The sequence below is a fragment of the Pyramidobacter porci genome, from assembly GCF_009695745.1.
Classification (GTDB): Bacteria; Synergistota; Synergistia; order Synergistales; family Dethiosulfovibrionaceae; genus Pyramidobacter; species Pyramidobacter porci.
This window is the reverse complement of the sequence record NZ_VUNH01000002.1, coordinates 261,011-277,761: the sequence shown is the minus strand read 5'-3', so window position 1 is coordinate 277,761 and position 16,751 is coordinate 261,011. Positions and strand designations below refer to the sequence as shown.

At 61.5% G+C, this 16,751-nt stretch carries 18 protein-coding genes, 3 tRNA genes and 1 riboswitch; of the genes, 11 read left to right on the top strand and 10 right to left on the bottom strand.

Annotation, left to right across the window (positions count from 1 at the left end):
* From cbiE to FYJ74_RS03070, 9 genes are read right to left on the bottom strand one after another with little or no spacing between them, the layout of a single operon-like run.
* Entirely contained in the window at nt 1-1,227 is a 1,227-nt protein-coding gene (cbiE, locus tag FYJ74_RS03110; RefSeq protein WP_154528140.1) for a precorrin-6y C5,15-methyltransferase (decarboxylating) subunit CbiE, read from the bottom strand.
* The gene (gene cbiD, locus FYJ74_RS03105; protein WP_154528139.1) at nt 1,217-2,317 is read right to left on the bottom strand and encodes a cobalt-precorrin-5B (C(1))-methyltransferase CbiD; all 1,101 of its coding nucleotides are present in this window, start codon (nt 2,315-2,317) and stop codon (nt 1,217-1,219) included. Before cbiD ends, cbiE begins: the two co-directional genes overlap by 11 nt.
* Complete coding sequence (locus FYJ74_RS03100) at nt 2,301-2,912, bottom strand: precorrin-8X methylmutase (RefSeq protein WP_326830855.1); 612 nt, start codon at nt 2,910-2,912, stop codon at nt 2,301-2,303. The genes cbiD and FYJ74_RS03100 overlap by 17 nt, the downstream gene beginning before the upstream one ends.
* Nucleotides 2,913-2,943: 31 nt before the next feature.
* Nucleotides 2,944-3,843, bottom strand: a complete 900-nt coding sequence (locus tag FYJ74_RS03095) for a hypothetical protein (protein ID WP_154528138.1) — start codon at nt 3,841-3,843, stop codon at nt 2,944-2,946.
* A gap of 2 nt (nt 3,844-3,845) precedes the next feature.
* Nucleotides 3,846-4,535 (bottom strand): precorrin-2 C(20)-methyltransferase, encoded by a 690-nt coding sequence (locus FYJ74_RS03090; RefSeq protein ID WP_154528137.1) that lies wholly within the window; start codon nt 4,533-4,535, stop codon nt 3,846-3,848.
* A 4-nt stretch (nt 4,536-4,539) separates the two neighbouring features.
* Complete coding sequence (locus FYJ74_RS03085; RefSeq protein ID WP_154528136.1) at nt 4,540-5,394, bottom strand: ABC transporter substrate-binding protein; 855 nt, start codon at nt 5,392-5,394, stop codon at nt 4,540-4,542.
* Complete coding sequence (locus FYJ74_RS03080; protein WP_229769305.1) at nt 5,367-6,152, bottom strand: ABC transporter ATP-binding protein; 786 nt, start codon at nt 6,150-6,152, stop codon at nt 5,367-5,369. Before FYJ74_RS03080 ends, FYJ74_RS03085 begins: the two co-directional genes overlap by 28 nt.
* The gene (locus tag FYJ74_RS03075) at nt 6,149-7,165 is read right to left on the bottom strand and encodes a FecCD family ABC transporter permease (protein ID WP_154528135.1); all 1,017 of its coding nucleotides are present in this window, start codon (nt 7,163-7,165) and stop codon (nt 6,149-6,151) included. The genes FYJ74_RS03080 and FYJ74_RS03075 overlap by 4 nt, the downstream gene beginning before the upstream one ends.
* A gap of 2 nt (nt 7,166-7,167) precedes the next feature.
* On the bottom strand, nt 7,168-8,076 hold the full coding sequence (locus FYJ74_RS03070) for a sirohydrochlorin cobaltochelatase (RefSeq protein WP_229769304.1): 909 nt from the start codon (nt 8,074-8,076) through the stop codon (nt 7,168-7,170).
* 120 nt (nt 8,077-8,196) lie between these two features.
* A riboswitch (cobalamin riboswitch) is annotated at nt 8,197-8,400 on the bottom strand.
* A 206-nt stretch (nt 8,401-8,606) separates the two neighbouring features.
* Between FYJ74_RS03070 and FYJ74_RS03065 the strand changes: the two genes are divergently transcribed.
* The 11 genes from FYJ74_RS03065 (at nt 8,607) to FYJ74_RS03015 (ending at nt 15,853) form a co-directional block, all read left to right on the top strand.
* Nucleotides 8,607-9,017, top strand: coding sequence for a GNAT family N-acetyltransferase (locus tag FYJ74_RS03065; RefSeq protein WP_229769303.1), 411 nt, complete (start codon nt 8,607-8,609; stop codon nt 9,015-9,017).
* A 151-nt stretch (nt 9,018-9,168) separates the two neighbouring features.
* Nucleotides 9,169-10,641, top strand: coding sequence for an AMP-binding protein (locus FYJ74_RS03060; protein ID WP_154528133.1), 1,473 nt, complete (start codon nt 9,169-9,171; stop codon nt 10,639-10,641).
* Between the two features lie 62 nt (nt 10,642-10,703).
* Nucleotides 10,704-11,594 carry a M23 family metallopeptidase gene (locus tag FYJ74_RS11920; RefSeq protein WP_154528132.1) on the top strand — a complete coding sequence of 297 codons (891 nt, stop codon included), beginning with the start codon at nt 10,704-10,706 and terminating at the stop codon, nt 11,592-11,594.
* Between the two features lie 40 nt (nt 11,595-11,634).
* Nucleotides 11,635-11,895: a glutaredoxin family protein gene (locus FYJ74_RS03050; protein ID WP_154528131.1), complete on the top strand. Its 261-nt coding sequence runs from the start codon at nt 11,635-11,637 to the stop codon at nt 11,893-11,895.
* 169 nt (nt 11,896-12,064) lie between these two features.
* A complete protein-coding gene (locus tag FYJ74_RS03045) occupies nt 12,065-13,471 on the top strand; it encodes a TolC family protein (RefSeq protein WP_154528130.1) in 1,407 nt (468 codons plus the stop codon).
* Between the two features lie 204 nt (nt 13,472-13,675).
* Nucleotides 13,676-13,751: transfer RNA gene (locus FYJ74_RS03040), tRNA-Thr, on the top strand.
* A gap of 25 nt (nt 13,752-13,776) precedes the next feature.
* Nucleotides 13,777-13,862 (top strand) — tRNA-Tyr (locus tag FYJ74_RS03035).
* Nucleotides 13,863-13,872: 10 nt separating this feature from the next.
* Nucleotides 13,873-13,948, top strand: a tRNA-Thr gene (locus FYJ74_RS03030).
* Between the two features lie 602 nt (nt 13,949-14,550).
* On the top strand, nt 14,551-14,850 hold the full coding sequence (locus tag FYJ74_RS03025; protein WP_154528129.1) for a hypothetical protein: 300 nt from the start codon (nt 14,551-14,553) through the stop codon (nt 14,848-14,850).
* 20 nt (nt 14,851-14,870) lie between these two features.
* Nucleotides 14,871-15,383: a toxin-antitoxin system HicB family antitoxin gene (locus FYJ74_RS03020; RefSeq protein ID WP_154528128.1), complete on the top strand. Its 513-nt coding sequence runs from the start codon at nt 14,871-14,873 to the stop codon at nt 15,381-15,383.
* Nucleotides 15,365-15,853, top strand: a complete 489-nt coding sequence (locus tag FYJ74_RS03015) for a protein-export chaperone SecB (RefSeq protein ID WP_154528127.1) — start codon at nt 15,365-15,367, stop codon at nt 15,851-15,853. The genes FYJ74_RS03020 and FYJ74_RS03015 overlap by 19 nt, the downstream gene beginning before the upstream one ends.
* 178 nt (nt 15,854-16,031) lie before the next feature.
* Here FYJ74_RS03015 and FYJ74_RS03010 read toward each other — a convergent pair whose 3' ends face one another.
* On the bottom strand, nt 16,032-16,715 hold the full coding sequence (locus tag FYJ74_RS03010) for a lipid-binding SYLF domain-containing protein (RefSeq protein ID WP_154528126.1): 684 nt from the start codon (nt 16,713-16,715) through the stop codon (nt 16,032-16,034).
* Nucleotides 16,716-16,751: the final 36 nt, after the last annotated feature.

The following is a 16,751-nucleotide window of genomic DNA, read 5'->3' as shown; positions in this document are numbered from 1 at the left end:
TTATCGTCCTTCTTTCTGAGAGGCGGTGAACGCCGAAAAGACCGTAACGGGATTTTGAGCGGCCATGATAAACGTGCCGCCGATTTTCTTTGCGCGGCCGACGGCTACCTGCACGGCGTCGAAATCGCGAAAACCGGCTCCGGCGAGGATCTCGGCCGCGGCCGCGTAGGTCTTGAACGCCACCGCCGAGACGACGACGCGGATCCCTCCGCCGAGCGCGGCGACGGCGCGCAGGAGTTCCGGCAGTTCGGAGCCGCTGCCGCCGACGAAGACGTGCGTGGGGCGCGGCAGCGACGGCAGCACGGCGGCGTTGTCGCCCTCGTACAGCGCGACGTTGTGCCGGTGGAACTTTTTGACGTTGCGGGCGACCAGCGCCGCGGCGTCGGGATTTTTCTCCACGGCGCAGACCTGCCCGTCCGTACAGAACAGGGCGGCGGCGACCGTCACCGAGCCGGTGCCCGCGCCCAGATCCCAGAGCGTCGAATCGCGGCGCAGGCGCAGCTCGTCGAGGATCGCCGAGCGCACCGTCTCGCGCGTCATCGGCGCGTCAGCGCGGAGAAAATCGGCGTCCCGCGGCCGCGCTGGCGGCACGCTCCACGGCGAAGGATTCTCGATCAAAACGAGCGACAGGTCGTCGTACTCCCGCGCCGCCAGTTCCGCGGGAGTACCGCGGCTGAGGCGCTGATCGCCGTAACTGAGGCGCTCGCCGACGGTGAGGCGCAGGTGGTTCATGTCCCAGTCGGCGAGCAGGCGGCAGAGGCGGCGCGGGTTCCACTGCGGCCCGCAGAAGAAGATCGTTTTTCCGTTCTGGTCGGCGGCGTCGAGCAGTTTCGCCTCGCTGAGATCGCGCCCGTGTCCGGAGAGGACGACAGCGTCGATCCACGTCTCGCGCGCGGCGGCGCACAGGCTTTGCAGCGAGCTGACACCGGGGATCACCTCGAGGTCGTCTCCGGGAAAGCGTTTTTTGAGCAGCGGCAGTAAACTGAACACGCCCGGGTCGCCGGAGACGAGCACGGCCACGGAGCCTTGTTCGAGCGCGGCGTCGACGGCGGCGAACGTTTCCTCGAATTTGCCGAGGGCGGCGACGTTGGGGTGCCCGTCCGCCAGCGCGCGGTGACGCGGCGCGGCGACCACGAGTCCCGCGCGCCGGATCGTTTCCCGCGCGGCGGACGTCAGTTGATCGGCGCTGCCGGGACCGACGCCGACGACGAAAAGTTTATTGCGCATGGGCGAGTTCCTCCGCGAAGGCCGCCGCGCCGGAACTCGCGCCCAGCAGGCGTCCCTGATTGTCGATAAAGGCGGCCTCCACGGCGAGTTCGCCGAACATCCGCTCGCGGCAGCGCTTTGCCGTCACTTCGGCCAGCGTCGTCCAGAGGAAATCGAGCTTTTCTTCGCGGACGATCTGCATGGCCACCTCGGTCGTGGTGCTCTCGTAAAGTTTCCTGATCACGCCGCGCCCGGCTCCTGCCAGAGCGGCCTGCGTGCAGAGCGCTTCGCGGCGGCCGTCGCCGGTGCGGTTGTAGGTGTCGAACGTCCCCGCGGCGACCTTGAGCAGTTTGCCGGGGTGGCCGCAGATCAGCGCGCGTTCGAGCTTGAGCCGCAGCGCCTCGTCGAGCACGAAGCCGATGTAGTTGCCGGTGTGCATGATGACGCGCCCGCCGAGGTTCCAGACGCGCCGCATGGCCTTTTCGCCGCTGTTGCCGAAGCACAGGCCGACGCACTTCAGCCCCGACGAGGCGAACGTTCTCAGTTCCAGCGAGAACGAAGCGTAGACCGACTCGACGTTGTACGGCTTGACGATGCCCGTGGTGCCCAACACCGAAAGGCCGCCGGCGATGCCGAGACGGGGGTTGAACGTGTGCGCGGCCTTTTCTTCGCCGCCGGGGATGGAGACGGTGACGCAGGCGCTGCGCGGCCCGATGACGGCGCGCAGCGCCTCTTCGATCATTTGGCGCGGCACGGGATTGACGGCCGCTTCGCCGACGGGGACTTTCAGCCCCGGCAGCGTCGCGACGCCCACGCCCGGGCCGGCCTTGAAATTGATGGGGCCGTCGCCGTCACCCAGCTCTACCGACGAGATCACCGTCATGCCGTCGGTGGCGTCGGGGTCGTCTCCGGCGTCCTTGACGACGCCGCAGGCCGGAAAAGCGTACTCGACGATGTCGAGCGTCAGTTCCTTGCCGACGGGCGTGACGATGCGCACCTGCGCGGGGCACCGCCCCGTCGTGAGACGCAACGCCGAAGCCTGGGCGGCCGCGGCCGCGCAGCTGCCGGTGGTGAAGCCTTCGCGCAGGCCGCGGCTATCGTGTAATTCCATAGAGCAGCGCGTTGAGGATCGCCGAGGCGACGGTGGAGCCTCCCTTGCGTCCCATGGCGGCGATCGATGGCACGGCGGTGCGCGCCAGACGTTCCTTTGACTCGATCACATTGACAAAACCGACGGGCACGCCGACGACCAGCGCCGGACGGGCCTCGCCCGCATCGATCAGCTCGCAGAGTCGGATCAGCGCCGTCGGCGCGTTGCCGATAGCGAAAATGGCTTCCGGCGTCTCGCGCACGGCCGCCTCCATGCTCACCACGGCGCGGGTGACGCCGCGCGACGCGGCTTCTTCGCGGACGGCGGCGTCCGACATGCGGCAGGCGACCTGCACGCCCAGCGCTCGACAGGCTTTTTTGTTGACGCCGGCGGCGGCCATCATCGTGTCGGTGACAATGGTCGTCCCGGCGCGGAGCGCTTCGCGGGCGCGCCCGACCACGCCCGGCGTGAAGCGCAGGTTCTTCTGGAACTCGAAATCGGCGGTCGTATGGATGACGCGCATGACCACGGGCAAGTTCTCCCCGGGCCCCCGCCACGGGTCCATTTCCGCGGCAATCGTTTTCATGCTCGCCTGTTCTATCTCTTCCGGTCTCACAGCATTCACCTCTTCAAGGCAAATTTTCGGCTTAAAAGCACAGCGGCAGCGCTGCCAGAGCCAACGTCAGCAGGCCGAGCGCGGCTGACGCGGCGATGTTCCACAACAGCATGGACTGAGCGACGGCGCGCGGGAAAAAGCCGAAATAATAGCCGGCGTTGGTGCGCACGAGCCGCGTGATCAGGCTCAGGCTGTTGCCGAAAAGCAGCGCAAAGACGGCCTGCGCGGTCGAAAGTTCGCCCGCGGCCAGACTGCCTCCGGCCAGCGCCAGCGCCGCGGAGACGTGGGCGAAAGATGTCGCCGCCACCGCCATGGCGGGCAAAGGGAAAAAGACGCTGCCGCGCAGCCAAAGCTGTAAATATTTTTCCGCCCACGGCACGGCGAACACGGCGAGCGCGTAAAAGAACCAGGCCAGCGGCAAGGTCCTCAATAACTTGAAACCAAAGTTCCGCGCCGATTCGCCGCGCCCCGCCGCCGCGGATCCTTCCTGCGGCCGGTCGTCGTGCTCGCCGCGATTGAGAATGAAAAGCTCGAGCGCGAATTTCGCCGCCGAGCGGAACAGCAGCGTCAAGGCGAAAAAAGCGCCCGCCCGCCCGGCCAGGCTGCACGACAAGATCATCGTCGCGACCCAGCGGCGCGCGTAGGCCGGAAAGGCCAGCAGCAACGTGCCCCATTTGGCCGTGCGCGGCGAAATGCGCCCGCTGTCCAGCGCCGAAGCCACCACGGCGGCGCCGGCTTTCGACGAACCGACGCTGACGGTCAGCGCCGCGCCGAGCGTAGCGCCGATACCCCATCGTTTCAGCCGGGGCAGGGCGCGTCGCAGCGCTTTGTCGGCCAGTCCCGTGCGGATGATCAGCGCGCCGATCAGAAAGCCGGCGAAAATGTCCGCCGTCAGCCGCAGTTCGCCGCGGAGCAGTTGCGTCCAGTCCATAGTCAGCGCCAGAGCAGCAGGACCGAAAAATATTCCGCGGCCGGCTCCAGCGCCGCGCCGCCCGCGAAAATCTTCTGATCGGGCAGGCCGGCGCGGTCGATGCGCAACATCTTCTTCCACGGGCCGGCTTCTTCCACTGCGGCGCGGAGCTGCCCGCGCAGCGCGCAGGGCTTGTAGACCGCGGCGGCGTCGGCCGCTTTCAACGCGGCGACGATCCGTTCGCGGGGCGCCGTGGCGGGAACGACGGCGAGGATCTCGCTCCCCATGGCGAGGAACGAGCCGGACTTCGCCGCGGCCAGACAGTGCGCCGAGATGCCGGGCGACAGTTCGAGTTCCAGCGCGGGGACGAGCTGCTTCCACAGCTCGTAAAGGTAGAACCCCGTGGCGTAGAGCGTGGAGTCGCCGATCACGGGCAGCACGACGGTTTCGGCGTTCTGCCATTTGGGGCGCAGTTCTTCCAGCTGCGCTTTCAGCGAGGCGTCGCGGGACGCCGCGTCGCCGGTCATCGGAAACAGCACCGGCGTCGTTTTCAGATCGGGCAGATGCGGGCGCACGGCCAGTTCGGCCACGCTGGACCGCTCCGCGTGGGAATGGGGGCTGAGGACCAGATCGGCCCGCTCGATCAGTTTCAGCGCGCCGACGGTGACAAGCCCAGGATCGCCGGGGCCGACGCCGGCAACGATAAATTTCATGGGATCACTCTCCGTAGAAAATTCGTATCAGTTCCGCGCCGCCCGCCGTGAGCCCGAGCAGCGAGGGGCGGCTCAGCCAGTATTCTGGGATCTGCGCGACGGTGACGGCGGCGAGCGCCTTCGCCCATGGTCGAGCTTTCACTTCGTCAAGCGAAGCGCGGTTCATCGGCCCGTGCTGGACGAGATAAACGTCCAGCCCTTCAGCGAGCAGCTTCATGACGCGTTCCAGCCCCCAGGGGGCGACGGCGCTGCCGCGGCGGATCGGTTCGGCGCCAGCGGCGGCGTTCGCGCCTCCGGCCAGTTCGATCAGGTGCGCCGCCCATGAATCGGGGGAACAGGTGTGCAGTTCCTTGGCCGTAGCTTCGACGAAGACCGAAGGCGCGGGGCGGCCGCCGCGGCGCGCCGCCGCTGTTTGTCGGATTTCATCGCACGTCTGTGCCAACTGCGCTTCCGCCGTCTGCGGAGCGACGCCGATCAGCGGCGCCAGTTCGCGCAGATACGCGACAAAACCGCTCCACGAAGGCGGATCGATGAGCATCATGGGAACGCCGGCGCGTTCGAGCACGCCGCGCAGCTCGGGATTCTGCTTTTCCACCAGCGTGCGCGTCAGCACGAGATCCGGTTTGAGCGCCAGCAGCGCCTCGGCGCCGACGTTGGGGGCGAATCGCGGCAGTTCGGGCAGCCGCGAAGGATCGTCGTTTTTCGACAGCCCTACGAGACGGGACTGTCCGCCCAGCGCCACGATGTTGTCGGTATGTCCCGGATAGAGCGAAACGATTCGCTCGTAAGCCGCCGTCGGCGCGGCCAGAACGAACGCCACCAGGAAAATGGTCAGCGCTTTTTTGAAGATGGATGCCATGCTTTATCACCTTCGGGCGAAATGTAGGGGACGAACGGCGTGTCGTAAAGTTTTTCCAGCACGCCGCCGTCGATGCGATCCGCGCGCCCGGCGGCGATCAATTCGCCGCCGCGCAGGGCGAGGTAGCGGTCGGCGCAGGACAGCGCGGCGTTGATGTCGTGAGCGACGACGACCACGGTCTTTCCCCGCTTTGCGAGCTCGCGCATCAGGCGGAACGCGTGCAGTGCCTGGCGGGGATCCATGGCCGAAGTCGGTTCGTCGAGCAAAAAGACGGAAGGATCCTGGGCCAGCACCATGGCGAGAAACACGCGCTGCCGCTCGCCGCCGGAAAGCTCGGTGACGGGGCGGAAGAGCAGCGGCGCGATGTCCAGACGCTCGGCCGCCGCCTGGATGGCGCGGTCGTCCGCGGGCAAGCGCCGCGCCAGCAGGCTCTGGTACGGCAGACGGCCGAAGCCGATCACGTCGTAGACGCTGAAAGCCGCTTTCAAGACCGTCTGCTGAGCGACGACGCCGAGCAGGCGTCCCAGCTCTCGGCGAGGACAGCGTCGGATCTCGCGTCCCTCCAGCGCGAGGCTGCCCCGATAGGGCAAAAAACCGCCCAGCGTTTTGAGCAGCGTACTTTTGCCGCTGCCGTTGGGTCCGATCAGAGCCGTCACGAGCCCCGGTTCGATCGAACCGGAAACGCCTCCGAGGACGTCGCGGTCCCCGTAGCCGACGCTGAGCCCGCGGAAACGATACGAAAGAGGCGGCGCGGTCATTTTCTCTTCACCAGGATCCAGCAGAAAAAAGGACCGCCGATCAACGCCGTCAGCACGCCGACGGGCAGTTCTCCCATGCGCTGCGCCGCTCCGTCGGCGAGCGCCAGCATCAGCCCGCCGGTCAAAAAACTGAAAATCAGCAACGGCCGGTGCGAAGGCCCGATCAAAACGCGCAGGATGTGCGGAGCCACAAGCCCCACGAAACCGATGATGCCGAAGCTGCTGACGGTCACGGCCGTTCCCAGCGACGAAGCGCAGAGCAGCCGGCGGCGCAATTTTCTTTCGTCGATGCCGAGCATTTCCCCCTGCCCTTCTCCGAGCGAAACGGCATCGAGCCGGCGTCCGCAGAGCCACGCCGGAACCAGCGTGATCGCCGCGCCCAGCCAAACCAGCCGCGCCGCCGCGGGCGAAGCGCCGGAGAAGCTGCCCATCAGCCAGAGCACGATCGCGCCCAGCTTGTCGTCGGCGACGGCTTTGAGGAACGTCACGCCCGCCGAGAGCACGGCGTTGGCGACAATCCCCGCCAGCACCAGATAGGCGCCGCTGCCGCCGCTCTTGCGCGCGATCAGATTGACCAGCGCCAGCGAGCCGAGCGCGCCGGCAAAAGCCATCGGCGTTACCGCCAGATGATTGAAGAAAAATCCCAGCGCACCGCCGAACGCCGCGCCCGAAGCGATGCCCAGCGTGTAGGGTTCCGCCAGCGGATTGGCCAGCAGTCCCTGAAGGACTGCGCCCGAGACGGCGAGCAGCCCGCCGGCGCCCATCGCCGCGAAAAATCTCGGCAGACGGACGGCGCGGATCACCAGCGCTTCGGCAGTCTCGCTCTCGGCCGCCGGAAGAAACGGCGAGAGCAGTTCAAAGACGCGGGAGAGTGGAATGTTCCACTCTCCCTGCGTGATCCGCCACAGCGCCGTCAGAAAGAGCAGAACGCCGAGCGCCGCCCCGAGGCGGAAGTATCGCGCGCGAAGCTGCGAACGCCAGCGTTCGAGATTTCCGACAGGCGACGGCGGCATTTTTACTTCATCATTTCCTTCAGGTGTTCGACGAAAGCCGCCGTGACGCCCTTGTCCTCGCCGAGACCTTTGATGTAGGTCTCGACGGCGAAGCCTTCCTTCTTGAGGATGCTGTACCAGGATTCGGGATCGTCCTTGTCGGCCATGTCGTTGTTGGCGTGGTCGCCGGCCACGATCATCAGCGGCGAGACGAGCGTTTTCTTGTAGCCGGCCTTCTTCAGCGCAGCGACGACATCTTCGATCAGCGGCGTGTTCTCGACGGTGCCGATGAAGAAGCGGCCGTCGGCGATCTTATCCAGAGCGACCTGAAGCTGGCTGTACATGGCGTTGGCGATGTGGTGGGGCGTGCCGTGCCCCATCAGCACCACGGCGGTATCCTTGCCGGCGAGCTTTTCGAATCTCTTCACGAGGATCTCGGCCATTTCGTCGCAGCCTTCGACGCTGGACAGGAAGGTCTTGCCGAGACGCAGATCCTTGATGCCGTACTTGCCCTTCAGTTCGCCCCAGGCCTCAACCACGTTCTTGATCTCGTCGTATTCGGCGCCGGGAATGATGTGCGTCGGCATCACGCCGACCGTGGAGAATCCTTCGTCGTTCAGCTGCGCCAGAGCCATCACGGGCGTGGGCGGAACGTTTTTCTTGCCCTCGCGGGTCAGCTTGCGGCGGATGATGTTGGAGGTGAACGCCAAGCGCACTTCGGCGCCTGGGAACGCTTTTTTGGCGGCGGCCACCAGATTGTCGATGGCCTTGCGGGCGCTGGGCATGGAGGTACCGAAAGAGGTGATCAGGATGGCCTGCTTCTCTTCCTTCTTGGCTTCCTTGGCGCAGGCGGTCCCGGAGAAAGCGACGGCTGCGAGAGTGACGGCGAGAATCATGGATTTGAAGGACATGTTCATCAGACGACCTTTCATAAAAATTTTTTCCGAAGCTCAGGCCTCGGGAGACAAAAAAAGACACGACCCTGCGTCGTGTCATTCCGCCGCGGCTGTCACTGGTCAGCCGCCCAGGAGTTCGCCCACGCAAACATTCCCCCTTTGCAAGCTCCCTCAAAGAATATTCTGGCTTCTCTTCATCCTCATCCGAGTCTTCCCAATAACGCGATCAGTGACGTGCTTCGGATTTGTCCGAGTTACAGCGGCGGGGCCGCGCCGGATTTTCACCGGCTTCCTCTTTCAAGGGAGTTTCATGTTCGATTGCCGTCATTATAACACGGAGTCGCGGGCGCTTCAATGAAACATAAAGAAGATGAAAACGTTTCTTGCGCGGCGGAAAAATGTCGAAGCCCCGGCTCTACGCCGAAGAAACGTGCCGTCGGATTTTTGGGGGCGAACGCGGCGGCAAATTCCTGCAATCGGCGCTTGCCAATTTGGCGGCGAAAAATTACCATATGCTTGGTGATTGAAGAAAATGTCGCGTTACATTTTTCATGGAGGTGCTTCTTTTGGAAAATTCACTGCGCCTTGAAGTGATTACATCGGTCCGCCCCGAAGCGGTTGTCGATCTTTACATGGATGCCGGCTGGTGGGAAGAGGGCTGGAGCGAAGACGTCATCCCCGCGATGGTGGCCAATTCCTTCCGGTTCGTGGCCCTGTTCGACGGCAGCGAGCTGGTCGGCATGGGGCGCGCCCTTTCCGACGGCGTCAGCGACGCTTACATCCAGGACATCGTGGTGCGGACCGATTACCGCGGTCAGGGCTGGGGAAAGAAGATCGTTTCCCGCCTTGTGAAGGAACTCCGCGCCGTCGGGATCGATTGGATCGGTCTGGTCGGCGCCCCGGGCACCAAAGCCTTTTACGAGAAACTCGGCTTCAGCGAGATGCCCCAGTTCGTGCCCATGAAGTATCAGTGCTGAGTCGGACTGAAGACATAAAAATCATCGGTTTGCCTTGAAAAGGAGAATCGTGTAGAATTTCTGAAAATGCGCCTTTGACGGGGCGCGCCAAGCTGAGAAATAAGCCGGCCGGCGCGGAGACTTTGCCGCCGCTTTATCGAGGAGGAAACAAATGGAACGTCTTGAAGATCTCCTGCGGGAGAGTTTGAGAAAACGCGCCGCCGCGGATGCATTTTGGTGGAACGGAGACTGGCTGAAGGGGCAGGCGCTGCTGGACGCCGTCGCCGCGGAACGCGAAGCGCTGACGGCGGCCGGCTTCAAAGAGGGGCAGCGCCTCATGACGCTGCTGCCCAACTGCCCGGCACTGCTGACGTTGGTTCTTGCCGTCTGGAGTCTGAAAGGCACGCTGGTCCCGTTGAACATGCGCGCCGGCACCGACAATCTGCTGCCCACCATCGACCTCGTGCAGCCTTTTGCCATAGTGGTCTCCCGCGGTGACGCCAAGGCCGCGGCGGGCGTGCTGCGCTATCCCGTCGTGGAGATCGAACCGACGACCGGCACGCTCGAAAAATTCCGCGGCGTGGAGCGCAAAACGACGACGCCCGACTGGGCCGTGTTCTTCACGACATCGGGAACGACCGGCCTGCCCAAAGCCGTGCCGCTGAGCCACGAAAATTTTATCGACAACGTACGTTCGATCTGCAAACATTTTCCGATTTATCCGCACGACACGATCATCTGGGCGCTGCCGAACTTCCACTCTTTCGGCCTGACGCTCTCCATGCTGCTGCCCCAATATGCCGGCGCGAAAGTCGCCGCCGTGCCCGCGTTCATGCCGCCGCTGAAGACGCTCGAAGCGATCCGGGATGCCGGGTGCACGGTGCTGTTCCTCGTGCCCGCCATGCTCGAGTTTCTGAAGCGCTCGGGCGCGCACAATCCCATCGAAATCAACACGGTTCGCGCCGTCATCACCGGCGGCGACCGTCTCAACCTGTCGCTCGACCAAGCCAGCATGGAACTGTTCGGCCATCCCATTCTCGAAGGCTACGGCACGACCGAGTGCTCGCCCGTCGTCACCTTCAACAACGACGAGAAGACGCGCAAGCTGGGCACCATCGGCACGGTTCTGCCCGGCTACGAATGGAAAATCTGCGACCAGCAGGGCAACCCGCTGCCGCCGGAAACGCCCGGCGTGCTCAAACTGCGCGGCAAGTCCGTGTTCCGCGGCTATTACGAAGCGCCCGAAGTCACCGCCGAACGCTTGTCTCCCGACGGCTGGTACGACACCGGCGACGTCGTCAAATACGACGCGGACGGCTACATCACCGTGCTCGACCGCCTCACCGACATCATTATCGTCGGCGGCTTCAACGTCTATCCCCAGGAAGTGGAGCGCATCCTCAACGTCCATCCGTCGATCGCCCAGGCGGCCGTCGTGGCCATGCACCACCTCGTCAACGGGGAGATCCCGCGCGCCTTCGTCGTGCTCAAGGAAGGCGCTTCGGCCACCGACCGCGACATCATCGAATACTGCAAGGGCAAACTCGCCAACTACAAGATCCCGCGCAAAGTCGACTTCGTCGAGAGCCTGCCCATGTCGCCCTCGGGCAAGATTTTGCGCCGCAAGCTGAGAGAGCTTCAGTAACGCGTGTCCGGCCCAAAACGTTTTGCCGCCCGGTCAGATTTTTTTCAGAGGTGAGAAAAGAAGTGAAGAAATTTGTCCTGGCGTTGCTGCTGACGTTCGCATTCATGCCGGCCGCGTTTGCCGCGCGCATGCGTCTGACCGTGCCGGAAGAGGCGCCGATCGGCCAGCCTTTTTTTCTGGAGCTGCGCGTCAACGAAACGATCGGCGACGTCACGGTGAAGTGGCGCGGGCAGACGTTTGTCCTCACGCCGCGCCGCAACGCCGTGCGCACGATCCTCGGCGTGCCCAACGACGCCAAACTGGCCGGCTCGACGCTGCCCATCCGGGTCGAGTTCAGCTGCGGAGCCAAAGGCCGGGTCCGGGGCGAACGAAAAATCAAAGCGGTCGGCCACAGTTATCCCAGACAGGTGCTCACGGTCGCGCCGAAAATGGTCACTCCGCCTCAGTCGGAATTGAACCGCATCGCCAAAGAGCGCCAGCTCGTGCGAAAAGCGCTGGCGACGCGCAGCAAAGGCGGCGTGCTGCCGCGCCGGTACGTGCGCCCCGTGCCGGGGATCCCCACCGCTTATTTCGGCGGCTTCCGCGTCTACAACGGCGTGCCCCGCAGCGGCCATGGCGGCCTCGACCTGCGCGCCGCCGTCGGCACGCCGGTCAGGGCGATCGCCGACGGCACGGTTGTGCTCGAAGGTTTTCATTATTTTTCCGGCGGCGCCGTCTACGTGGATCACGGCGGCGGCGTGTTGTCCGTTTATTTCCATCTGTCGAAGATCCTCGTCGGCCCCGGGCAAAAAGTGAAAGCCGGCGACTCGATCGCCCTTTCCGGCGCGACGGGGCGCGTCACCGGGCCGCACCTCCATCTCGGCCTTTTCAGCGGCGGCGCGGCGCTGGATCCTCTGCCGCTGCTGGACGCTTCGAAAATGCCCAAGGGCGTGGAAGTTCTGTACGAGTTTTAGGCTTCATGTAAAATGCTCATTTTCTAAGGAGAAACGCACAATGAAAAAGATCACCATGTTCATGTTCGAAAGCTGCCCTCACTGCAAGCTGGCCCGCAAGTGCCTCGACGAGCTGAAGGCCGAACACCCCGAGTACGCCGCCGTCCCCTTCGAGATGGTCGACGAGAAGAAACAGCCCGACGTCGCCGCGAAATACGATTACTATTACGTGCCCACCTTTTTCGTGGACGGCGAGAAAGTTCACGAAGGCCATGCGGAGAAGGCCGACGTGGAAAAGGTTTTCAAGACCGCTCTGGCATAGCGGAAAAAAACCGCACGCAGACGCCCCCGCGCACAGCGGCAGGGCGTCTTTTTCCGCGTGAACTGGACAAAGTCGCCGTTGTGGCTTCTTGATTCTCGCAAATTTATGTATAATGGCGGCGACGCATTCTCTGTCGGGCGCGAAAAAGGCCCGACCGAACAGGAGGCTGATGCCCGTGTACAAAAAAACGATCGCCGTTCTTCTGCTGGCCGCCGCGCTCGCCGTTCCGGCCGCGGCGAAAAACGCCCGCGGCGAAAAACGCTCCGGACGCCCTGTGCTGACGACGGAAACGGCCCTTGAACTGGCCTGCGCGAACAATCCTTCGCTGGCGGCCGCCGAGGCCCGCATCGAACAGGCCCGGCAGCAGATCGCCCAGGCGCGCGCCGACAAACTGCCCAAGCTGTACGCCGCGCTCGCCGGGGCGTGGCAGGGCGAAGAGGGAGCGATACCGGCCTACCAAGGGGAACCCGGTCATGGCATCCCGATAGGTTACGCCCTCAACTCCTTCGAAGAGGCCTATCAGGCCGCGCTCGGCGTGCAGTGGCTGATTTTCAGCAGCGGCGCCGTCGAAAACACGATCGCCGCGCGCACGATGGCCTTCCGCGGCATCCAGACCCGCGAAGTCCGCACCGGCCAAGCCGTGGAAAACGCCGTGCTCGTTTCCTATTACAACCTGCAGCGCGCCCGCGCCAAGCTGGCCGTGGCCGAAGAGGTGCTCGACCTCTCCAAAGAGCACCTGGTGCAGGTCAGGAACTTTTTCAAGTACGGCGTCGTCGCTCAGGACGAAGTGCTGCGCGTGGAAGTCGACGTCTCCAACGGCGAGCTGAACGTGATCTCCGCCAAAAACGCCGTTGACGTGCGCTGGCGCGCGCTCGAGCGCGCCGTCGGCGTCGAGCTGCGCTCGCAATTCGATCTGCCGGAGCCGAACCGGAACGCGGCGCCGGAAGACGCGCCCCGCTGGGACGAAACCAGCCTTTACGCCCTGCGTCCCGAACTGAAGGCGCTCGATTTCTCCCGCCGCGCCGCACTGGCCGTCGCGGCCGCCGCCCGGGCGTCCAACGGACCGAAGATCGTCGCCGGCGGTGAAGCATTCGCTCAAGGACGCGATTTCTGGCCCGACGAGCTGGACACGTGGAAGCTGTCGCTCAGCCTGAGATGGGACTTTTTCGACGGCGGCAAAGCCCGCGCCCAGGTCAAGGAATACAAGGCGCGGGCGCAGGAGCTGCTCGCCCAGATCGAAGACGTGAAACGGCAGGTCGCGCTGGAAGTCTCGTCCGCGCAGCTGAACTTCGAATCGGCGCGCCAGCGCCTCGACGTGGCTTCGCGCCAGGTCGCCAGCGCTCAGGAAGATTACCGCATGGCCCTGCTGCGCTACAAGTCCAGCGTCGGCACCAACCTCGACGTGCTCGACGCCCGCACCGCCCTGACCAACGCCCGCACCCAGCTTGTCGACGCCGTGTACGACATGAACAGCAGCCGCGCCGATCTCGACTACGCGCTCGGCCTCTCGGAACGCTTCAAGCTGCCCGACGGCGCTTCGCTTGCGGCGGAAGGACGGCACGGCGCGAAAAATTGAAAAGTGCGTCGGCGAAGCGGTCGTTTTCATCGAGAAAGCGGCCGCTTCGCCGCGGCTTTTTCGCGATTCCTTCGCCCGCCGAAAGCTCGTCGAAGGGACGACACAGGATGGAAATTGTTCTCCCGAGTCGCGCGCCGCGAACGAAGAAATTTGCATTTGCCCGTTGACTTTTGACGAAAACCCTTTATAATGTCTTCCTGTCAGGCCGGCGTAGCTCAGTTGGTAGAGCAGCTGACTTGTAATCAGCAGGTCATCAGTCCGAGTCTGATCGCCGGCTCCAGTTTTCGACAACTTCATATCGACGTGGTAGTGTGGCCGAGTGGTCAATGGCATCAGACTGTAAATCTGACGGCGAGAGCCTACGGTGGTTCAAATCCACCCGCTACCACCATTTTTTTCAAGCCGACTTAGCTCAGCAGGTAGAGCACATCCATGGTAAGGATGGGGTCCCCGGTCCGAATCCGGGAGTCGGCTCCATTTTTTTATCTTTTTGCCGTTGACAAGCAAGGTTTTTCAGCGAAGATTAAAGATCAGAGACGTTGCGCCGCAACGTCTCTGTTTGTTATAATTCGTTTAAAGTCGTTAGGTGTCATTGGTTGTTGTTATGCTCGATCGGTGACGCAAAGTGGTGACTTAAAACTGCCTTACCGTTTCGAGTCACCGCTAAAATCGGTGACTTAAAACGGAAACGTTGAAAATGCTCGATCGAACGGGGAAGAAAAAGAAGGCCGACGGCACGCCGCCGACGGCGATATTCTGCTTGATCCGGCGGCTAGTTTTGTATCGGATAGAATATACCTGGTCTGTCTCGACGGACACGATCTTGTCTGCCACGTCACGTCAGTCGAAGGCAGTGGCTATCAGCTGAAACACGACAAGGGACGGCAATCCGTATCGCCCCAGATGATCAGAGACAAACGTTTTTTCATCATCGGTCCTGTCGTTGAGAGCCTTCCCCGCTCGAAGGTTGTGAGTTAAGGGCAAGAAGAGGGGAATTATAAATCAATGAGAAACTATGAAGACAGTTCCCTAAACGGCAAAAATTTGCTATCATATGTGATATCATCAGGAGTCTGATTATGACAAAGCGCGAAAAGATATTGCAGCAATGGGAAAAGGCAGTAGACGAAAGGATTGCTACTGTTGAGGCTGTCTTAAAACAATACAGTTTTGTACTCGCTACTCGGTCAGGATCTCATTGCACATACGATCATCCTAAGCTACAAGAAGCGTATGATAAAAACAAAAACGTTGACTTGAGAGAAGCCTTTGGACCATATGGACAACTTACGTTCCCTATCAAAGGCGGCCAAAAAGTCAAAGGGAAATATCTACGTATTATTCTTTATGCCATTGAGATCGTGTCGCAAAATCAATAAAGGGTGAGGGGGAAAAGGTTATGGTTAAAGATATCGAATATTATATGAGTTTGCCCTATAAGATCGAAACTGAAAAATTGCGACCTGCCGATGGCGGTGGTTTCAGAATGTTCATGCCCGAGTTAGGGAGCTTTGTTGTCCAAGGAGATGGAGAAACACTCGATGACGCTTGGGCGATGCTTAAAGAAGTGCAGAAAGAGATAATTGGTCTGTGGCTCGCACGAGGGCAAGAGGTTCCTGAGCCAGATTCCATAAAGCGTTACAGCGGCAAAATCGCGCTGCGCATCTCTCCCGATCTGCATAAAAAGCTGGTTTCTCAGGCCAAACAGAATAACACCAGCCTCAATCATTATATTTCACAAGCGTTAGAAGCATATACTTCGGTTGAGTGGCTCGTAAAATGTTTTAATGAACAGGCGCCTTACTCTTGTAGTATGCAAAAATACACAACGCCTAATAAGAAATCTCCAGTTATGAGGCAAGAAATTTCTGTTGAAGAAAAAGGACCTATACAATGGCAGAACGTCGCATAAAAAAAGCGGTATCAAAATTTCCAGCTGTAGATCTAATTGGATACGCCGTGTCTGGCGTTTCTTTCAAAGTCGATTTGGAACATCTTAATGAAAGAGCAATCCAGATTGATCGGAATGACCTTTTACGCGATACTAGTACTCAACGAAGCGACGAAAACCCATCAATCTGGCAGATTGAGATGCATCTTGGGATAAAAAGAAATGCGCAAAAAAAATATGCTTATCATTGGGATCTTTCTTTGCTCGGTGTATTAAAATGTAACATCCCTGAAGGCGTCCTAGATGCAGCCCAACTTCAAGATAATATTCTTCTTAATGGGTGTTCATTGTTATACACAACCGCACGAGAGTACTTGCGCTCTTTAACTGCTCTGGCGCTGAAAGGGCCTATTCTGTTGCCAACAGTTACCTTTGCTTTGATGCCTTCTACCAAAAAGCAGCATAAAACAAAAACAATGGATTCTAAATAAAGCTACTCTGTGTGCTACATGGTGCGTTCAATGGCACTTAAGAACGTACGCATGACTATAATAGCTGCATATCCGAATCCGGGAGCCGGCTCTATTTTTTGCCTCGGAAAACAAAAAGCGCAGACCTTTGGGATCAAGGGTCTGCGCTTTTTCGTTTACGGAGCGAAAGAACGGGGGGTTACTTCGCCAGCGAAACGAGCTGGTTGAGTTTTCTGATCAGCGCCTGCACGTCCTTGCGCGCCGGTTTGCGGTGGAAGATCTGGACGTTGTTCAGGTGTTTGCCCCAGCAGGCGTCGTTGACGCGGGGCAGTTCGCTGATGACCGAGCCGTCGAGGGCCACGCCGGCGAATACGCCTTTGGTGATCGAGTAGCTGAAGATCGGCGCGTCGGCGTTGATGTTGGTGCCGACGTAGGAGTTGCGCCCGCTCGGGCCGGCCACGGCGGCGACATCGGCGCCCAGCGTGAAGGTGCCGCCGCGGAACGCCTTCATGCCCTTTTCGTTGTTGACGGTCAAAACCAGCGCCGTCGAGGAGGCGCCGATCTGCAGCCCGAACGAACCGCCGCTGATGCTGAAAAACGCCGGCCCGTACCATTGCCCCGTCTTGGGATCATGGCGCAGCATCAACCCCTCGCCGTAACGGCCGCCGACGATGAGCCCCGCCTTGACAACGTTGGGGAAAATGGCCACGCCGACGCCTTCCTTGACCGACTGTGCCAGTCCGGCCGCCGACTTGGAGCGGATCATTTTCTCCACGGCCGCCTGCGCTTCCTTCACTCGCGCCGCCACGTGATAATCTTTCGCCTGAGCGACCGCACAGCACGAAATCACCAAGAATAAAACTGCACCGAGAAATTTTTTCATGTGACACCTCCATTTTCGAAGATGCTCTTATTTTAT